Origin of the sequence: Microbacterium testaceum (genome assembly GCF_006539145.1) — a bacterium.
Classification (GTDB): domain Bacteria; phylum Actinomycetota; class Actinomycetes; order Actinomycetales; family Microbacteriaceae; genus Microbacterium; species Microbacterium testaceum.
Genome location: NZ_BJML01000001.1, coordinates 1 through 14792, shown reverse-complemented (window position 1 = coordinate 14792; position 14792 = coordinate 1). Strand labels below are relative to the sequence as shown.

General features: G+C 66.4%; 22 protein-coding genes. All 22 read right to left on the bottom strand.

The features are described 5' to 3' along the window. Positions 1-2: 2 nt before the first annotated feature. Positions 3-401, bottom strand: coding sequence for a 30S ribosomal protein S8 (rpsH, locus tag MTE01_RS00110; protein WP_094736305.1), 399 nt, complete (start codon positions 399-401; stop codon positions 3-5). Between the two features lie 93 nt (positions 402-494). Further along, on the bottom strand, positions 495-1085 hold the full coding sequence (rplE, locus tag MTE01_RS00105; protein ID WP_103206780.1) for a 50S ribosomal protein L5: 591 nt from the start codon (positions 1083-1085) through the stop codon (positions 495-497). A gap of 2 nt (positions 1086-1087) precedes the next feature. Further along, positions 1088-1447 (bottom strand): 50S ribosomal protein L24, encoded by a 360-nt coding sequence (gene rplX / locus MTE01_RS00100; protein WP_094736303.1) that lies wholly within the window; start codon positions 1445-1447, stop codon positions 1088-1090. A 2-nt stretch (positions 1448-1449) separates the two neighbouring features. After that, a complete protein-coding gene (gene rplN, locus MTE01_RS00095; protein WP_013584005.1) occupies positions 1450-1818 on the bottom strand; it encodes a 50S ribosomal protein L14 in 369 nt (122 codons plus the stop codon). A 35-nt stretch (positions 1819-1853) separates the two neighbouring features. Next, positions 1854-2180, bottom strand: coding sequence for a 30S ribosomal protein S17 (rpsQ, locus tag MTE01_RS00090; protein ID WP_103206781.1), 327 nt, complete (start codon positions 2178-2180; stop codon positions 1854-1856). Then, a complete protein-coding gene (rpmC, locus tag MTE01_RS00085; protein ID WP_103206782.1) occupies positions 2180-2491 on the bottom strand; it encodes a 50S ribosomal protein L29 in 312 nt (103 codons plus the stop codon). Before rpmC ends, rpsQ begins: the two co-directional genes overlap by 1 nt. Beyond that, positions 2491-2910 (bottom strand): 50S ribosomal protein L16, encoded by a 420-nt coding sequence (gene rplP / locus MTE01_RS00080; protein WP_056226254.1) that lies wholly within the window; start codon positions 2908-2910, stop codon positions 2491-2493. Before rplP ends, rpmC begins: the two co-directional genes overlap by 1 nt. Then, a complete protein-coding gene (gene rpsC, locus MTE01_RS00075; protein ID WP_013584009.1) occupies positions 2910-3668 on the bottom strand; it encodes a 30S ribosomal protein S3 in 759 nt (252 codons plus the stop codon). Before rpsC ends, rplP begins: the two co-directional genes overlap by 1 nt. Further along, entirely contained in the window at positions 3668-4066 is a 399-nt protein-coding gene (rplV, locus tag MTE01_RS00070; RefSeq protein ID WP_013584010.1) for a 50S ribosomal protein L22, read from the bottom strand. Before rplV ends, rpsC begins: the two co-directional genes overlap by 1 nt. A 22-nt stretch (positions 4067-4088) precedes the next feature. Further along, a complete protein-coding gene (rpsS, locus tag MTE01_RS00065; RefSeq protein WP_013584011.1) occupies positions 4089-4370 on the bottom strand; it encodes a 30S ribosomal protein S19 in 282 nt (93 codons plus the stop codon). A gap of 12 nt (positions 4371-4382) precedes the next feature. Next, positions 4383-5222 carry a 50S ribosomal protein L2 gene (gene rplB / locus MTE01_RS00060; RefSeq protein WP_013584012.1) on the bottom strand — a complete coding sequence of 280 codons (840 nt, stop codon included), beginning with the start codon at positions 5220-5222 and terminating at the stop codon, positions 4383-4385. Between the two features lie 24 nt (positions 5223-5246). Further along, the gene (gene rplW / locus MTE01_RS00055) at positions 5247-5546 is read right to left on the bottom strand and encodes a 50S ribosomal protein L23 (protein ID WP_056226248.1); all 300 of its coding nucleotides are present in this window, start codon (positions 5544-5546) and stop codon (positions 5247-5249) included. After that, positions 5543-6205 carry a 50S ribosomal protein L4 gene (gene rplD, locus MTE01_RS00050; protein ID WP_103206783.1) on the bottom strand — a complete coding sequence of 221 codons (663 nt, stop codon included), beginning with the start codon at positions 6203-6205 and terminating at the stop codon, positions 5543-5545. Before rplD ends, rplW begins: the two co-directional genes overlap by 4 nt. 2 nt (positions 6206-6207) lie before the next feature. Further along, positions 6208-6867 carry a 50S ribosomal protein L3 gene (gene rplC / locus MTE01_RS00045; RefSeq protein WP_056226244.1) on the bottom strand — a complete coding sequence of 220 codons (660 nt, stop codon included), beginning with the start codon at positions 6865-6867 and terminating at the stop codon, positions 6208-6210. 8 nt (positions 6868-6875) lie between these two features. Then, complete coding sequence (gene rpsJ / locus MTE01_RS00040) at positions 6876-7184, bottom strand: 30S ribosomal protein S10 (protein ID WP_013584016.1); 309 nt, start codon at positions 7182-7184, stop codon at positions 6876-6878. 443 nt (positions 7185-7627) lie between these two features. After that, positions 7628-7843 carry a hypothetical protein gene (locus MTE01_RS00035; protein ID WP_103206784.1) on the bottom strand — a complete coding sequence of 72 codons (216 nt, stop codon included), beginning with the start codon at positions 7841-7843 and terminating at the stop codon, positions 7628-7630. Between the two features lie 177 nt (positions 7844-8020). Beyond that, a complete protein-coding gene (tuf, locus tag MTE01_RS00030) occupies positions 8021-9214 on the bottom strand; it encodes an elongation factor Tu (RefSeq protein WP_056226238.1) in 1194 nt (397 codons plus the stop codon). Between the two features lie 161 nt (positions 9215-9375). Continuing rightward, the gene (gene fusA, locus MTE01_RS00025) at positions 9376-11490 is read right to left on the bottom strand and encodes an elongation factor G (protein ID WP_056226235.1); all 2115 of its coding nucleotides are present in this window, start codon (positions 11488-11490) and stop codon (positions 9376-9378) included. Positions 11491-11576: 86 nt separating this feature from the next. Next, positions 11577-12047 carry a 30S ribosomal protein S7 gene (gene rpsG, locus MTE01_RS00020; RefSeq protein ID WP_013584050.1) on the bottom strand — a complete coding sequence of 157 codons (471 nt, stop codon included), beginning with the start codon at positions 12045-12047 and terminating at the stop codon, positions 11577-11579. 5 nt (positions 12048-12052) lie between these two features. After that, positions 12053-12421: a 30S ribosomal protein S12 gene (gene rpsL / locus MTE01_RS00015; protein ID WP_013584051.1), complete on the bottom strand. Its 369-nt coding sequence runs from the start codon at positions 12419-12421 to the stop codon at positions 12053-12055. A gap of 354 nt (positions 12422-12775) precedes the next feature. Then, the gene (locus MTE01_RS00010; protein WP_141375032.1) at positions 12776-13723 is read right to left on the bottom strand and encodes a hypothetical protein; all 948 of its coding nucleotides are present in this window, start codon (positions 13721-13723) and stop codon (positions 12776-12778) included. After that, a partial coding sequence (locus tag MTE01_RS00005) for an FHA domain-containing protein (protein WP_218026304.1) occupies positions 13720-14792 on the bottom strand: 1073 nt, incomplete at its 5' end. The genes MTE01_RS00005 and MTE01_RS00010, both read right to left, overlap by 4 nt.

The following is a 14792-nucleotide window of genomic DNA, read 5'->3' as shown; positions in this document are numbered from 1 at the left end:
GATCACCACACGTAGGCGAGGACTTCCCCGCCGACGCCCTTCTGCTCGGCCTGACGGTCGGTGAGGAGACCGGAGGAGGTGGACAGGATGGCGACGCCGAGGCCACCGAGGACCGTGGGGACCTCGGTCGACTTCGCGTACACGCGGAGGCCGGGCTTCGACACGCGCTTGATGCCGGCGATCGACCGCTCGCGGTTCGGGCCGTACTTCAGCGTCATGTTGAGGGTCTGGCCGACGCGAGCGTCTTCGACGTTCCAGTCGGCGATGTAACCCTCCTGCTTGAGGATGGCGGCGATGTTCGTCTTGAGCTTCGAGCTCGGCATCGACACGGAGTCGTGGTGCGCCGAGTTCGCGTTGCGCAGACGGGTCAGCATGTCTGCGACCGGGTCTGTCATCGTCATGTGTTGCTTCTTTCGATCATGAGGTTTCGGCTGCCGTTACGCGACAGTCGACCTTCGATGAAGGGCCCCCGGAAACCCCGGGGGCCCTGGGTGTCAGGCTTGCGCGTCGGCCGACTGGAACGGGAACCCGAGCTGACGCAGCAGCGAACGGCCCTCGTCGTCGGTCTTCGCGGTGGTGACGATCGTGATGTCGAAACCACGCACGCGGTCGATGCGGTCCTGGTCGATCTCGTGGAACACGGACTGCTCCTGGAGACCGAAGGTGTAGTTGCCGTTGCCGTCGAACTGCTTGGCCGACAAACCGCGGAAGTCGCGGATGCGGGGCAGGGCGAGGTTGACCAGGCGGTCCACGAACTCCCACGCACGGTCACCGCGGAGGGTGACGTGCGCGCCGATGGCCTGGCCCTCACGCAGCTTGAACTGTGCGATGGACTTGCGGGCCTTCGTGACGATGGGCTTCTGACCGGTGATCTTGGTGAGGTCTTCGACCGCGCCATCGATCACCTTGCTGTCGCGAGCAGCCTCGCCGACACCGGTGTTCACGACCACCTTGACCAGACCGGGGATCTGCATGACGTTCGCGTAGCCGAATTCGTCCTGCAGCGCCTTCTTGATCTCGGCGTTGTACTTCTGCTTGAGGCGGGGCTGGATCTTGCCAGCCACCGCGGCAGTCGAGGTGCTCATGTTCAGAGGTCCTTGCCTGACTTCTTCGCGAAGCGCACGCGGACGGTGCGCTTGACGCCGTCCTTCACCTGCTCCTCGACGCGGTGACCGACGCGGGTCGGCTTCTTGGTCGAGGGGTCGACGAGCGCGACGTTGGAGATGTGGATCGGGGCCTCGAAGGTCTCGATGCCACCGGTCTTGGTGCCGCGCTGAGACTGGCCCACGCGGTTGTGCTTGGTGACGTAGTTCACGCCCTCGACGATGACGCGGTTCTGCTCGGTCAGGACCTCGAGGACCTTACCCTGCTTCCCGCGGTCGCCGCCACGCTCGGGCTTGGCACCCGAGATGACCTGAACCAGGTCGCCCTTTTTGATTTTCGCCATGATCAGATGACCTCCGGGGCGAGCGAGACGATCTTCATGAACTTCTTGTCGCGAAGCTCACGACCGACCGGTCCGAAGATGCGGGTGCCGCGGGGCTCCCCGTCGTTCTTCAGGATCACGGCGGCGTTCTCGTCGAACTTGATGTACGAGCCGTCGGGACGGCGGGTCTGCTTGACGACACGGACGACGACGGCCTTGACCACGTCGCCCTTCTTGACGTTTCCACCCGGGATCGCGTCCTTGACCGTGGCGACGATGACGTCGCCCAGGCCGGCGTAACGGCGGTTGGAGCCACCGAGCACGCGGATGGTGAGCAGCTCCTTGGCGCCGGTGTTGTCGGCGACCTTCAGCCGGGATTCGTTCTGAATCACTGTTTACTCCTTGGGTTCCAAGTAAGCCGCGAGGCTTACTTGGCCTTCTCGAGGATCTCGACCAGGCGCCAGCGCTTGGTGGCGCTGAGCGGACGGGTCTCGTTGATGACGACGAGGTCGCCGATGCCCGCCGAGTTGGACTCGTCGTGAGCCTTGACCTTCGACGTGCGGCGGATGACCTTGCCGTAGAGCGGGTGCTTCACACGGTCCTCGACCTCGACGACGATGGTCTTGTCCATCTTGTCGCTGACGACGTATCCACGACGCGCCTTGCGGTAACCGCGGGCGTTCTCGTCGCGAACGTCGTTCTCGGAGTGCTCGTGACCGACGACCTGCGCCTCGGCCTTCTTCGCGGTAGCCATTACTCCGCCTCTTCCTTCGCGGCGTCGTCAGCGGAGTCCGCCTTCTTCGCCTTGCTCTTCTTCGCCTTGGTCGCCTCGACCGGGGCCGGGGTGGCGCGGATGCCGAGCTCGCGCTCACGGATCACCGTGTACAGACGCGCGATGTCGCGCTTGACTGCACGGATGCGTCCGTGGCTGTCGAGCTGGCCGGTGGCCGACTGGAAGCGCAGGTTGAACAGCTCTTCCTTGGCCTTACGCAGCTCCTCGACGAGGCGCTGGTCTTCGAACGTGTCGAGCTCGCTCGGGGCGAGCTGCTTGGTGCCGATCGCCATTACGCGTCGCCCTCCTCGCGCTTGATGATGCGTGCCTTCAGGGGCAGCTTGTGAATTGCTCGGGTCAGGGCCTCACGAGCGAGCTGCTCGTCGACTCCCGCGACCTCGAAGAGGACGCGGCCCGGCTTGACGTTGGCGACCCACCACTCCGGCGAGCCCTTACCGGAACCCATGCGGGTTTCAGCGGGCTTCTTCGTGAGGGGGCGGTCGGGGTAGATGTTGATCCACACCTTTCCGCCGCGCTTGATGTGACGCGTCATGGCGATACGAGCGGACTCGATCTGACGGTTCGTCACGTACGCGGGGGTCAGCGCCTGGATCCCGAACTCACCGAACGACACCTGGGTGCCACCGGTGGCCTGGCCCGAGCGTCCGGGGTGGTGCTGCTTGCGGTACTTGACCTTGCGGGGGATGAGCATTACGCCGACGCTCCTTCTGCCACGGGGGCCTCGTTGCGAGGGCCACGACGACGGTCGCCACCGCGGTCGTCACGACCGCGCGACTTGGGCGCGTTGGCCTGCTCGCGGGCGAGCTCCTTGTTGGTGAGGTCGCCCTTGTAGATCCAGACCTTCACGCCGATGCGGCCGAAGGTGGTCTTGGCCTCGTAGAAGCCGTAGTCGATGTTCGCGCGCAGGGTGTGCAGGGGCACACGGCCTTCGCGGTAGAACTCGGAGCGGCTCATCTCGGCGCCGCCGAGGCGGCCCGACACCTGGATGCGAACACCCTTTGCGCCGGCACGCTGCGCGCCCTGGAGACCCTTGCGCATGGCGCGGCGGAAAGCCACGCGAGCCGTGAGCTGCTCGGCGACACCCTGAGCCACCAGCTGAGCGTCGGCCTCGGGGTTCTTGACCTCGAGGATGTTCAGCTGGATCTGCTTACCGGTGAGCTTCTCGAGGTCGGCACGGATGCGCTCGGCCTCGGCGCCGCGGCGACCGATCACGATGCCCGGACGGGCGGTGTGAATGTCGACGCGGACGCGGTCACGCGTGCGCTCGATCTCGATGTTGCTGACGCCGGCGCGGTCGAGCGACGTGGTCAGCAGGCGACGGATCTTGATGTCCTCGGCGAGGTAGTCGGCGTAGCGCTGACCGGCCTTCGTCGAGTCCGAGAACCACCGCGACACGTGGTCAGTCGTGATGCCGAGGCGGAAGCCGTACGGGTTGACTTTCTGTCCCATTACTTGCTCGCCTTCTTGTTGGCGCGCGCCGGAGCCGCCTCAGCGGTCTCGGGCGTCGCGAGCACGACCGTGATGTGGCTCGTGCGCTTCTTGATCTGGAAGGCACGACCCTGAGCGCGGGGCTGGAAACGCTTGAGCGTCGTGCCCTCGTCGACGTACGCGTTCTTCACGTACAGGTCTGCGTCGTCCAGGTACTCGTTCGTCTTGTCGGCCGTGACGCGAGCGTTCGCGATGGCCGAGGCGACGAGCTTGTAGATCGGCTCGCTCGCGCCCTGGGGCGCGAACTTCAGGATCGCGAGGGCCTCTTCGGCCTGCTTGCCCTTGATGAGGGCGACGACGCGACGAGCCTTCTGAGGGGTCACGCGGATGTGTCGCACACGTGCGATGGACTCCACCATTTCTCTCTCCTCCTCGGTCGCCTTAGCGGCGACGGCCCTTCTTGTCGTCCTTCACGTGGCCGCGGAAGGTGCGGGTGGGCGAGAACTCGCCCAGCTTGTGGCCGACCATGGTCTCGGTCACGAACACGGGGATGTGCTTGCGTCCGTCGTGCACGGCGATGGTGTGTCCCAGCATGGCGGGGATGATCATCGAACGGCGCGACCAGGTCTTGATGACGTTCTTCGAACCGGCTTCGTTCTGCGAGACGACCTTGCGAAGCAGGTGCTCGTCGACGAAGGGGCCCTTCTTAAGGCTGCGAGGCATCTTCCTCTACTCCTACTTGCGCTTCTTGCCGGCGGTGCGACGGCGGACGATGAGCTTGTCGCTCTCCTTGTTCGCGTGGCGGGTGCGGCCTTCGGCCTTGCCCCACGGCGACACAGGGTGGCGACCACCGGAGGTCTTACCCTCACCACCACCGTGCGGGTGGTCGACCGGGTTCATGGCGACACCACGCACGGTCGGGCGGACGCCCTTCCAGCGCATGCGGCCGGCCTTGCCCCAGTTGATGTTCGACTGCTCGGCGTTGCCGACCTCGCCGATCGTGGCGCGGCAGCGCACGTCGACGTTGCGGATCTCGCCCGAGGGCAGACGCAGCTGTGCGTAAGGGCCGTCTTTCGCGACCAGACGCACGGAGGCGCCGGCCGAACGGGCCATCTTCGCACCTCCTCCGGGACGCAGCTCGATCGCGTGGATCACGGTACCGGTGGGGATGTTGCGCAGCGGCAGGTTGTTGCCGGGCTTGATGTCAGCGCCGGCACCCGACTCGACCACGTCGCCCTGCGACAGCTTCGCGGGAGCGAGGATGTAACGCTTCTCGCCATCTGCGTAGTGCAGCAGCGCGATGCGCGCGGTGCGGTTGGGGTCGTACTCGATGTGGGCGACCTTGGCGTCGATGCCGTCCTTGTCGTTACGACGGAAGTCGATCAGACGGTACTGACGCTTGTGTCCGCCACCGATGTGACGGGTCGTGATGCGGCCCTGGTTGTTGCGGCCACCGGTCTTCGACAGCGGGCGCAGCAGCGACTTCTCGGGCGTCGATCGGGTGATCTCGGCGAAGTCGGCCACCGACGAGCCGCGGCGACCGGGGGTCGTGGGCTTGTACTTGCGAATAGCCATTGTTCTTGTCCTCTATCCCGACCGTCAGCCGACAGACGTGAAGATGTCGATGGTGCCCGACTTCAGCGAGACGATGGCGCGCTTGGTGTCCTTGCGCTTGCCGATGCCGAAACGGGTGCGACGGGCCTTGCCCACGCGGTTGATCGTGTTGACCGAAGCAACCTTGACGCCGAAGATCTTCTCGATCGCGAGCTTGATCTCGGTCTTCGACGAACGGGGGTCCACCAGGAAGGTGTACTTGCCCTCGTCGATGAGCGAGTAGCTCTTCTCGGAGACGACCGGCTTCAGGATGATGTCGCGCGGGTCCTTGTTGACGGTGGTCATGCCGAGACCTCCTCGGTGGCGCCCGACTTCGACGCGACGAAGGCGTCGTAGGCGGCCTTGGTGAAGACGATGTCGTCGGAGACGATCACGTCGTAGGTGTTCAGCTGCCCGACGGTCAGCACGTGGACGTACGCGAGGTTGCGCACGCTCTTGATCGTCAGCTCGTCGTCGCGATCAATGACCACGAGGACGTTCTTGACGGCGCCGAAGGCCTTCAGCGCGGCAGCGGCGGCCTTGGTCGAGGGCGCACCCTCGATGGCGAAGCTGTCGACGATGTGCAGACGCTGCCCACGAGCACGGTCGCTGAGCGCGCCCAGGAGGGCAGCCGCGATCATCTTCTTGGGGGTGCGCTGGCTGTAGTCACGGGGCTTGGGCCCGTGGACGATGCCACCACCGGTCATGTGCGGCGCACGGATCGAGCCCTGGCGGGCGTTACCCGTACCCTTCTGCTTGAAGGGCTTGCGGCCGGCGCCCGAGACCTCGCCACGACGCTTGGTCGAATGCGTTCCCTGGCGAGCCGCGGCGCGCTGCGCCACGACGACCTGGTGGATGAGCGGGATGTTCGTCTTGACGTCGAAGAGCGCGGCGGGCAGCTCGACAGAGCCGGCCTTCTTGCCGTCGGCCTTCACGACGTCGAGCGCGAGAGTCGAGTCAGCCATGATCAGGCACCCTTCACTGCGTTGCGGACGTAGACGATGCGGCCACGAGCACCGGGGACGGCGCCCTTGACGAGCATGAGTCCCTTCTCGGCGTCGACGGCGTGCACCGTGAGGTTGAGGACGGTCACGCGCTCGCCACCCATACGGCCGGCCATGCGCATGCCCTTGAAGACGCGGCTCGGAGTCGACGACGCGCCGATGGAGCCGGGCTTGCGGTGGTTGCGGTGCGCACCGTGGGAAGCGGACACACCCTTGAAGTTGTGGCGCTTCATGACACCGGCGGTGCCCTTGCCCTTGCTGGTACCGACGACGTCGACCAGCTGGCCGGCTTCGAACAGACCGTCGACGGTGAGCTCCTGGCCCAGCGCGTAGTCCGCGGCGTCGGCCGTGCGCACCTCGGTGAGGTGGCGGCGCGGGGTGACACCCGCGGCGTCGAAGTGAGCCGTCAGGGGCTTGTTCACCTTGCGGGGGTCGATCTGGCCGTAGCCGATCTGAACAGCGTTGTAGCCGTCCTTCTCAAGCGAGCGCAGCTGGGTCACGACGTTCGGAGCGACCTCGATGACGGTGACGGGAACGAGCTTGCCGTTCTCGTCCCACACCTGGGTCATGCCGAGCTTGGTGCCGAGGAGGCCCTTGGAGATCTTGGAGTTGATGTCAGCCATGTCGAACCTCAGAGCTTGATCTCGATGTTGACATCGGCAGGAAGGTCGAGGCGCATCAGCGAGTCGACGGCCTTGGGCGTCGGGTCGATGATGTCGATGAGGCGCTTGTGGGTGCGCATCTCGAAGTGCTCGCGGCTGTCCTTGTACTTGTGGGGCGACCGGATGACGCACACGACGTTCTTCTCGGTCGGCAGGGGAACCGGGCCCACCACGGTGGCGCCGGCACGGGTCACGGTGTCGACGATCTTGCGGGCCGACGAGTCGAGCCCAGCGTGGTCGTACGACTTCAGGCGAATGCGGATCTTCTGTCCCGCCATTGTCTGCTCTCTCTCTTTCTCGCGTCTTACCCGACCTGGGGCATTGGACGCACGGTGGCGCTCTCGCGCCCTGGCACTTCCCCTCGCTCTCGCGAGAGATGCTGCACCCTGTTCAGCTGTCAAACCGGAGGACTTGGCATCCGGCCCGCCCCTCGCACGCACGCGCGCGAATCCCACAGAGGGATGAAGGGGTTTCGGTGTGATGTTCTGCTGCCCGCGGCCCAGGACCCTGCGCTCTCGCGCCGCCTGTGCACTGCCCTGACAGTGATCCTGGCGCGCGCCGAGCACGCACCGGAATGTGGAACTGGACTAGTCTACGTACCGCTCGGGCGAGTCGCAAACCCGGGCGTGTCGCGCCCGGCCGATGCACAGCAAACCGCTCGCTCAACGACAGCGGCGCCGCCCCGGATCATCGGGGACGGCGCCACTCCAGCCCGGGTTTGTCAGGCGTTACCGATGTGCTTGTCGACGTTCGCGCGCGTCTCGTCGACCTTCGCGTGATGTTCCTCCGGAACGATCTTCTTGATCGCGTCGGCCGCTCCGTCGAGCACCTTGTCGCTGACCTCTTCGGCCTTCTCGCTCTTGAGCGCCTCTTCGATCTTGTCGCGGTTCTCGTCGAGGAGCTTCTTGCCCTTGGCGATGATGTCGTCCACTCCCATGTGCATCTCCTTCGCAGACTCGGTCGGCTGGCACGCCGACCCCAGTTCGATCTTGACCGTGGGTAGCGACAACCGAAACCCCCGCGGGCATCGAGTGCGAGTGGTGTAGAGCACATCCGGCGACGACAAAGGCCGGGCCCGAAGGCCCGGCCTGTGCCGAGTGAAGTCTGGAAGGACTTACTTGAGGATCTTGGTGACGGTACCGGCACCGACGGTGCGGCCACCCTCACGGATCGCGTAGCCGAGGCCCTCTTCCATGGCGATCGGCTGGATGAGCTCGACCGACATCTCGGTGGTGTCACCGGGCATGACCATCTCGGTGCCCTCGGGCAGCGTGATGACGCCGGTCACGTCGGTGGTGCGGAAGTAGAACTGCGGACGGTAGTTCGTGAAGAACGGGTTGTGGCGGCCGCCCTCTTCCTTGGACAGGATGTACGCCGTGCCCTCGAAGTTGGTGTGCGGGGTGACCGAACCGGGCTTCACGACAACCTGGCCACGCTCGACGTCGTCACGCTTGGTGCCGCGCAGGAGCAGACCACAGTTCTCGCCGGCCCAGGCCTCGTCGAGCTGCTTGTGGAACATCTCGATACCCGTGACCGTGGTCTTCTGCGTCGGGCGGATGCCGACGATCTCGACCTCGGAGTTGATCGCGAGGGTACCGCGCTCGGCGCGGCCGGTGACGACCGTGCCACGACCGGTGATCGTGAAGACGTCCTCGATGGGCATGAGGAAGGGCTTGTCCTTGTCACGCACCGGGTCGGGGATCGACTCGTCGACGGCTTCCATGAGCTCGACGATGGCGTTGACCCACTGCTCGTCGCCCTCGAGAGCCTTGAGGCCCGAGACGCGAACGACGGGGGCGTTGTCGCCGTCGAAGTCCTGCGACGACAGGAGCTCGCGAACCTCGAGCTCGACGAGCTCCAGGATCTCCTCGTCGTCGACCATGTCGCTCTTGTTCAGCGCGACCAGCAGGTAGGGAACGCCGACCTGCTTGGCGAGCAGAACGTGCTCACGGGTCTGAGCCATCGGGCCGTCGGTGGCGGCGACCACGAGGATCGCGCCGTCCATCTGAGCGGCACCGGTGATCATGTTCTTGATGTAGTCGGCGTGACCGGGCGCGTCGACGTGAGCGTAGTGACGCTTCGGGGTCTCGTACTCGACGTGCGAGATGTTGATCGTGATACCGCGCTGACGCTCTTCCGGCGCCGAGTCGATCGACGCGAAGTCACGCTGAACGTTGGTGGCCGACGGGAACTTGTCGGCGAGCACCTTCGAGATGGCAGCGGTGAGCGTGGTCTTGCCGTGGTCGACGTGACCGATCGTTCCGATGTTCACGTGCGGCTTGGTCCGCTCGAACTTGGCCTTAGCCACTGGGTCCTCCTCAGGACGTTGGTTGCGAGGTCTCGGGCACTGGATTGCGACCGGTTCTTCGCGGGGATGGTTCTCAGATTACTAGAGAGTCGGTATTCAGTTTGAGCGGATGCCGGGAACCCGAGCAGAACCCGGGGTTCCCGGCATCCGTGAGAGCGGTGTTACTCGCCCTTGTTCTTCTGGATGATCTCGTCGGCGACGGCCTTCGGGACATCGGCGTAGCTGTCGAACTCCATCGAGTAGACGGCGCGACCCGAGGTCTTCGAGCGCAGGTCGCCGATGTAGCCGAACATCTCGGACAGCGGCACGTTGGCCCGGACGACCTTGACGCCGGCAGCGTCTTCCATCGACTGGATCTGGCCACGACGCGAGTTCAGGTCGCCGATGACGTCGCCCATGTACTCCTCGGGAGTACGCACCTCGACGGCCATGATCGGCTCGAGGATCGTGGGGTTCGCCTTGCGGACGGCCTCCTTGAAGCCCATGGAGCCGGCGATCTTGAACGCCATTTCCGAGGAGTCGACGTCGTGCGAGGCACCGTCGAGGAGGATCGCCTTGACGCCCACCATGGGGTAGCCGGCGAGCACGCCGACGTTCATGGCGTCCTGGAAGCCCTGGTCGGTCGGCGAGATGTACTCGCGCGGGATGCGACCACCGGTGACCTTGTTCTCGAACTCGTAGGTCTTGTCGGCCGTGACCTCGAGGGGCTCGATCGCGAACTGGATCTTCGCGAACTGGCCCGAACCACCGGTCTGCTTCTTGTGGGTGTAGTCGTGACGCTCGACCGACTTGCGGATGGTCTCGCGGTACGCCACCTGGGGCTTTCCGACGTTGGCCTCGACCTTGAACTCGCGCTTCATGCGGTCGACCAGGATGTCGAGGTGGAGCTCCCCCATGCCCTTGATGACGGTCTGACCGGTCTCGGAGTTCTGCTCGACGCGGAACGTCGGGTCCTCTTCGGCGAGCTTCTGGATGGCGACACCCAGCTTCTCCTGGTCGGCCTTGGTCTTGGGCTCGATGGCGACCTCGATGACCGGCTCGGGGAAGGTCATCGACTCGAGGACGACCTGGTTGGCCGGGTCGCACAGGGTGTCACCGGTGGTGGTGTCCTTCAGACCGATGACCGCGTAGATGTGGCCGGCGGTGACGGAGTCGACCGGCATCTCCTTGTTGGCGTGCATCTGGAAGATCTTCCCGATGCGCTCCTTCTTGCCCTTGGTCGCGTTGACGACCTGGGCACCGGAGTCGAGGTGACCCGAGTACACGCGGATGTAGGTGAGGCGCCCGAAGAACGGGTGCGTCACGATCTTGAACGCGAGAGCGGCAAAGGGCTCCTCGCGGTCGGCGTGGCGCTCGATGACGATCTCTTCGTCCTTGGGGTCGTGCGCCTCGATGGCGGGCACGTCCAGGGGCGAGGGGAGGTAGTCCACGACCGCGTCGAGCATGGGCTGCACGCCGCGGTTCTTGAACGCCGAACCGCAGAGCACGGGGTAGAGCTCCGAGTTGATGGTCATCTTGCGGATGGCGCCCTTGATCTCGGCGACCGTGAGCTCCTCACCGCCGAAGAACTTCTCGAGGAGGGCGTCGTCGGACTCGGCGACGGTCTCGAGCAGCTGCTGACGGTACTCGGCAGCCTTGTCGGCGAGGTCGGCCGGGATCTCCTGGATCTCGTACTTCGCGCCCATGGTCACGTCACCCTTGGCATCGCCGGGCCACACCAGGGCGCGCATCTCGACGAGGTCGATGACGCCGACGAAGTCGTTCTCGGCACCGATCGGCAGCTGGATGACCAGCGGCTTCGCCTTCAGGCGGTTGACGATCGTGTCGACCGTGAAGTAGAAGTCGGCGCCCAGCTTGTCCATCTTGTTGACGAAGCAGATGCGGGGGACGTCGTACTTGTCAGCCTGACGCCACACGGTCTCGGACTGGGGCTCGACGCCCTCCTTGCCGTCGAAGACGGCGACAGCGCCATCGAGCACGCGCAGCGAGCGCTCGACCTCGACCGTGAAGTCGACGTGGCCGGGGGTGTCGATGATGTTGATCTGGTTCTTGTCCCAGAAGCAGGTGACGGCAGCGGAGGTGATCGTGATGCCACGCTCCTGCTCCTGCTCCATCCAGTCGGTCGTCGCCGCACCATCGTGCGTCTCGCCGATCTTGTGGTTGACGCCCGTGTAGAACAGGATGCGCTCGGTCGTCGTGGTCTTGCCGGCATCGATGTGAGCCATGATGCCGATGTTGCGGACCTTGTGAAGGTCGGTGAGCACGTCTTGTGCCACGGGTGTCTTCCTTACCTGTTGGGAGGTTGATGCCGGGCCCATCGGAGGGTCCGCGACCGGGGTCGGTCACGAACCCTCCGCGGGTTTTACCAGCGGTAGTGCGCGAAGGCGCGGTTCGACTCGGCCATCTTGTGGGTGTCCTCGCGGCGCTTGACCGCGGCACCGAGGCCGTTCGAGGCGTCGAGGATCTCGTTCTGCAGACGCTCGGTCATCGTCTTCTCACGACGACCCTTGGCATAGCTCACGAGCCAGCGCAGCGCGAGGGTGTTCGCGCGGTGCGGCTTGACCTCGACGGGAACCTGGTAGGTCGAGCCACCGACGCGGCGGCTCTTGACCTCGAGGGTGGGACGGACGTTGTCGAGCGCCTTCTTCAGCGTGGCGACGGCGTCCTGGCTGTTCTTCGCCTCGACACCCTTGAGGGCGTCGTAGACGATCGACTCGGCGATGGACTTCTTGCCGTCGACGAGGATCTTGTTGACCAGCTGGGTGACGACGGGAGCGCCGTAAACCGGGTCGTTGACGACGGGACGCTTCGGGGCAGGACCCTTACGAGGCATGTTTCTCAGCCCTTCTTCGCGCCGTAGCGGCTACGAGCCTGCTTACGGTTCTTGACAGCCTGGGTGTCGAGCGCACCGCGGACGATCTTGTAACGGACGCCGGGGAGGTCCTTGACGCGACCACCGCGGACGAGCACGAGCGAGTGCTCCTGCAGGTTGTGGCCCTCACCGGGGATGTAGGCGGTGACCTCGGTGCCGTTGCGCAGCTTGACACGGGCGACCTTGCGCATCGCCGAGTTCGGCTTCTTGGGGGTCGTGGTGTACACGCGGGTGCACACGCCGGCCTGCTGGGGGTTCGACTTCAGCGCGGGAGCCTTGGTCTTCGAGACCTTCGGCGAGCGGCCCTTGCGAACCAACTGCTGAATGGTTGGCACGTTCTCTCCTTGATTGGCTGGGCGTTCCTCGCGGTGACGCCCAGGGTGCTGCACGGTGACAGCGTCGTGTCTCCCCCGCCATGTCGCTCATCTTGCGATTCGTGACGTGTCGGGCTCACGTGTGATCCACCGCGCGACAGAATGATCTAGCGCGATTCGTGGTGGATATGCCGTGGGGGCGACCTGTTCGCAGGTCGATCCCTGAGATGGTGCGAGCGTTGATCCGAACGACCCACCCGAAGGCATGGCGCACGGCGCGCGTGAACGCACACCCGGCCAATGATACGCGTTCCCTGGGACACGGGCAAACGTGAACGGGTCCGGTCGCTGGGAGTCTTCCGGATGCCGTGAACCTCAGCCGGTCAGCAGCAGCGCAGCCCCGATCACCGAGGCGACGAGCACGACGACGATCACGGATGCGAGAACGACGACGCGGGCCGCACCCCCGCGCGCCCGCGGGCGCACCGCCGCGGCGTCGCCGGACGAGGGGACGCGGACGGCGGGCGCACGCTCGACACGCACGGGTCCTTCCCGGCGCGGGCCGTAGGACTGGCGGGCAAGAGCCGCCGGTACGCGCGCGTCGCGGACGGCCCCCTCGACGAGGGGATCGGATGCGGCCGAGGCGGCCTCGCGGCGACGACGGCGGGATCCCGAGGCGGTGTCGTCGTCGACCTGCGGAACAGCGCGCGCGCGTGTGGCCCCGTCGATGCCGGGTTCCGCGGAAGATCGACGGCGGGTGACGTCGTCGAGATCGGCGGCGCCCGCCCCGCCGTGGGGAGGTCGTCGCGTTGCCTCGTCGAGGCCGGGGGCAGGAGCGGCGGGCGAGGCCACCGGAAGAGAAGCGGCCACGCCGCGAGGAGCGGTCGTGCCCACCTCGTCGTCGACGGAGCCGATCGCCTCGGGAGCGGCGCGGGGGGCCGGTTGGGACACGATGGTCGCGTCATCAGGTGCGCCGTCCGAAGAGATCACGATCGCGTCGTCGGGAGCCGCGACATGCGAACGGATCGTGTCGTCGTCCGGGGCGGAGCGACGGGAGATCACCGTCTCGTCCGCGGGAACATCGGTCCGGGAACGGACCGTGTCGTCGTCCGGAGCGGAACGACGGGAGATCACCGTCTCGTCCGCGGGAACGTCGGCCGCGGCGCGCGCGGTCTCGTCTTCCGGGGCCTCGCGACGCGACAGGATCGTCTCGTCGACGATCTCGTCGTCTCCAGCGGCGGGCGGAGTGGGCCACGCCCGCAGCCGACCCGCCCAGAGGGTGACCTCCTCGGGATCGTCGGCGCGGTCGTACGGACCGCTCACGCGTCGCTCCGTGAGAGGCGCACCTCCGCGTCACCGAGGAAGAAGCGTTCACCGGCTTCGATCTCCTCGCCGGGAGGGGCCTCGACCTCGGTGCCCATGAGGGTGGCGAACAGCACGCCGTTCGTCGAGTGCAGGTCGGTGACATACCAGGTGTCGCCGCGGAGTTCGAGTCGTGCGTGGGTCTTCGAGACCGTCCGCGTCTCGTCCGAGATCGCGACGAGCTGCGCGTCCGGATACGCAGAATCCGGACCGGGCCGACGCCCGAGGATGACGACCGCCGAGGTGAGGTCCACCGGCGTCCCGCTCGGCGGCACGAGCGCCCAGGGGATGCGCTTTCGTCGGGTGACGACGGTCCGGTCGAGAGCGTCGAAGTCCTCATCGGCCGAGACCGAGGGAACCTCGGGTTGCGTGTAGAGCGCGGACACCGAGGTGCGGGCGGAACGCGGGGAGCCGGCATCCGGAGCCTCCGCCACCGCGGAGACCGCCTCGGACAGCTCGGGGAAATCGTCCGTGGCCGCGGCCACCGAAGGGCGGGGAGCGGGAACGGCGTCGGGCGCGGGCCGCGTGAGCGGTACGTCCGCGATGGGAGCGGGATCGGCGTCTGCCGTGGTGCGACGCGGGGGGTTCGCCCAGGGAGCGACGACGTCGGATTCCTCCTCGACCTCCTCGACGGACGCCGGCTGCGCCTCGGGAGCGGCCGGGGGCACGGCGACGGGAGGCGCCCAGGTCGGTGCGGAAGCGTCGGCGGGGGGCGCGTCGAGAACGTGGCGTCGCGAGGACTCCGCCGGAGCCGGCGGGGCAGGCTCAGGACGGTGGTCGTCCTCCGGCGAACCGTCGCGCAGGGCGTCGAGCACGTCGAAGACCGAGGTGGCGGGCGCGACCTCCCGCGGCTCGGAGCGGCGTTCGTCCTCGACCCGAGGACGGTCGCCTTCGGCCATCGGGACGTGTACCGGAGGAGCCCATCCGTTCACCGAGGGAACAGCATCCGCGAGGGGGGTCGACGGAGCGGCGAACGGGACGGCGACCGGCGCGGACACGGGCGCGGGCGGGGCGGGCGGGGCGGGCGGGG

What these genes read in the sequence shown, in the direction of transcription:
- rpsH (WP_094736305.1), bottom strand. Translation starts at nt 401, where the DNA reads ATGACGATGACAGACCCGGTCGCAGACATGCTGACCCGTCTGCGCAAC.
- rplE (WP_103206780.1), bottom strand. Translation starts at nt 1,085, where the DNA reads ATGAGCACCTCGACTGCCGCGGTGGCTGGCAAGATCCAGCCCCGCCTC.
- rplX (WP_094736303.1), bottom strand. Translation starts at nt 1,447, where the DNA reads ATGGCGAAAATCAAAAAGGGCGACCTGGTTCAGGTCATCTCGGGTGCC.
- rpsQ (WP_103206781.1), bottom strand. Translation starts at nt 2,180, where the DNA reads ATGGCTACCGCGAAGAAGGCCGAGGCGCAGGTCGTCGGTCACGAGCAC.
- rpmC (WP_103206782.1), bottom strand. Translation starts at nt 2,491, where the DNA reads ATGGCGATCGGCACCAAGCAGCTCGCCCCGAGCGAGCTCGACACGTTC.
- rplP (WP_056226254.1), bottom strand. Translation starts at nt 2,910, where the DNA reads ATGCTCATCCCCCGCAAGGTCAAGTACCGCAAGCAGCACCACCCCGGA.
- rpsC (WP_013584009.1), bottom strand. Translation starts at nt 3,668, where the DNA reads ATGGGACAGAAAGTCAACCCGTACGGCTTCCGCCTCGGCATCACGACT.
- rplV (WP_013584010.1), bottom strand. Translation starts at nt 4,066, where the DNA reads ATGGTGGAGTCCATCGCACGTGTGCGACACATCCGCGTGACCCCTCAG.
- rpsS (WP_013584011.1), bottom strand. Translation starts at nt 4,370, where the DNA reads ATGCCTCGCAGCCTTAAGAAGGGCCCCTTCGTCGACGAGCACCTGCTT.
- rplB (WP_013584012.1), bottom strand. Translation starts at nt 5,222, where the DNA reads ATGGCTATTCGCAAGTACAAGCCCACGACCCCCGGTCGCCGCGGCTCG.
- rplW (WP_056226248.1), bottom strand. Translation starts at nt 5,546, where the DNA reads ATGACCACCGTCAACAAGGACCCGCGCGACATCATCCTGAAGCCGGTC.
- rplD (WP_103206783.1), bottom strand. Translation starts at nt 6,205, where the DNA reads ATGGCTGACTCGACTCTCGCGCTCGACGTCGTGAAGGCCGACGGCAAG.
- rplC (WP_056226244.1), bottom strand. Translation starts at nt 6,867, where the DNA reads ATGGCTGACATCAACTCCAAGATCTCCAAGGGCCTCCTCGGCACCAAG.
- rpsJ (WP_013584016.1), bottom strand. Translation starts at nt 7,184, where the DNA reads ATGGCGGGACAGAAGATCCGCATTCGCCTGAAGTCGTACGACCACGCT.
- MTE01_RS00035 (WP_103206784.1), bottom strand. Translation starts at nt 7,843, where the DNA reads ATGGGAGTGGACGACATCATCGCCAAGGGCAAGAAGCTCCTCGACGAG.
- rpsG (WP_013584050.1), bottom strand. Translation starts at nt 12,047, where the DNA reads ATGCCTCGTAAGGGTCCTGCCCCGAAGCGTCCCGTCGTCAACGACCCG.